Consider the following 2,149-nt stretch of genomic DNA (forward strand, 5'->3'; position numbering starts at 1 on the left):
GATGGGAGGGTTCTTGAGCAAGGTTCGCGCAATGCCGACACGTTGCTTTTCGCCTCCTGACAGCTTGAGGCCACGTTCACCCACCGCCGTATCATAGCCCTCGGGCAACGCTTGAATGAAATCGTGGATTTGCGCAGATTTGGCAGCCGCCTCGATCTCGGCTTGGGTGGCGTTGTCGCGCCCATAAGCGATGTTGTATCGGATCGTGTCGTTGAACAGCACAGTATCCTGCGGCACGACGCCAATAGCCGCGTGCAGGCTGTCCTGCGTAACGTCCCGCACGTCCTGTCCGTCAATCCGAAGGGCACCCGCACCCACATCATAGAAACGGAACAAGAGCCGCCCGATGGTCGATTTGCCTGACCCGGTCGAGCCCACGATTGCCACTTGCTGCCCCGGCTCCGCTGCAACGGACACACCTTTCAAGATTGGTCGCGCCGGATCGTAACCGAAATGCACGTCATCCAACTCGATCCGCCCGCCGGTAACATTCAGCTCCTTGGCGTTCGGAGCATCGACGACCTCAGCCGGTTGCTCCAACAAATCAAACATCTCGCCCATATCCACCAGTGCCTGCCTGATCTCGCGGTACACCGTCCCAAGGAAGTTGAGCGGCATGGTGATCTGGATCATGTAGGCGTTGACCATGACGAAGTCGCCCACGGTGAGTGTGCCGTTCTGCACACCGATGGCTGCCATGACCATCACACCGACAAGGCCAGATGTGATGATAACCGACTGACCGAAATTGAGAAACGCGAGCGAATAGCTGGTCTTCAATGCAGCAGTCTCGTACCCCTCCATCGCCTTGTCATAGCGCCCCGCTTCACGCGCTTCGGCCCCGAAATACTTGACCGTTTCGAAGTTGAGCAGACTGTCGATGGCCTTCTGATTGGCGTCGGTGTCTTGCTCGTTCATTACGCGCCGCAGTTTCACGCGCCATTCGGTCACCGCAAAGGTGAACCAGACATAAAGGGCAATGGTCACGGCCACGACGACCAGATACCAAATGTCGAACAGGATGGTCAGGACGATCCCGATCAGCAGCAGTTCAAGGATCAGCGGCCCAATCGAGAACAACAAGAAGCGCAAAAGGAATTCGACCCCTTTCACACCGCGCTCGATGATGCGGCTGAGCCCGCCGGTCTTGCGCGTGATATGGTAACGCATCGACAGGCGGTGAATGTGTTGGAACGTCTCAAGCGCTAGCATCCGCAGGGCACGTTGGGCAACGCGGGCAAAGATGGCATCGCGCAATTGTTGAAAACCCACATTCATCAGACGCGCGAGGCCATAGGCAACCGTCAGGCCAATTGCCCCAAGGGCCAGATCGGAAATGCCTTCGCCACCCAGCACATTCACCGCATCCCGATAGAGGATCGGCGTGTAAACAGACACCAGTTTGGACAGAACAAGCGCCAGCATGGCCAGCACGACCCGCTGCTTTACCCACGGTTTATCTGCGGGCCAAAGGTAAGGCGCGACCTTACGAATAGTGCGCAGACCCGAGCTGCGCTCGGCCTGGCTCACATCCTGGTTCGGATCATTGGACGGCGTTGACGGATCAGCGGGTGCTGCCGAGGCCGAAGTGTCTGCGGGCATAGAGAAGCATTCCTGACGTTCAGGTCTGACTATTTAGGACAGAGAGACCCGAGTTGCCAGCGTCAGTGCGCGCGTAGCAGTTAATTTGGCAGAGCAAACACCTGACCGGGGAAAATCAGGTCCGGGTTACGGATGCGGTCCCGGTTGGCCTCAAAGACCTGCACGTAAAGCGTACCTTCGCCGTAACGGTCACGGGCGATGGCCCAAAGCGTGTTGCCCGCTTGAACGGTGATCTGTTTCGCTGGTGCGTCCTCGCCGTCCGCCTCCGCCAGTACCTCGGGGTCTTCGCGGCGAAACGGCGTTTCGACCCGGCTTGTCACCTGTCCAGCGTCATTCAGCTCGTCCACGCGCAGTGTATACGTGCCCTTGTCGATCTCGGGCAGTTCGCCTTTCCATCTGCCATCGTCGCTGACGTCGATATCGGCAACCGGAGTGTTGTTGACATAGACCCTGACGGCCCCTGCCTCGGACTGCGCGCGCCCGGCGAGTTCCACATCGCCGGTGTCCGAGTAGCTGATGCTGTCGAGCGCGATGTTGTCCAGCGCCT

2 protein-coding genes are annotated in these 2,149 nt (G+C 58.8%); both read right to left on the minus strand.

The genetic code is table 11. The annotated features are described in order from the left end of the window. A partial coding sequence (locus AC6RA8_RS14305; protein ID WP_500353411.1) for an ABCB family ABC transporter ATP-binding protein/permease occupies positions 1-1,602 on the minus strand: 1,602 nt, incomplete at its 3' end. Positions 1,603-1,682: 80 nt separating this feature from the next. After that, positions 1,683-2,149 (minus strand): LysM peptidoglycan-binding domain-containing protein (locus AC6RA8_RS14310; protein ID WP_500353412.1); only part of this gene is annotated, 467 nt, incomplete at its 5' end.

The sequence above is a fragment of the Tateyamaria sp. genome (genome assembly GCF_059783535.1).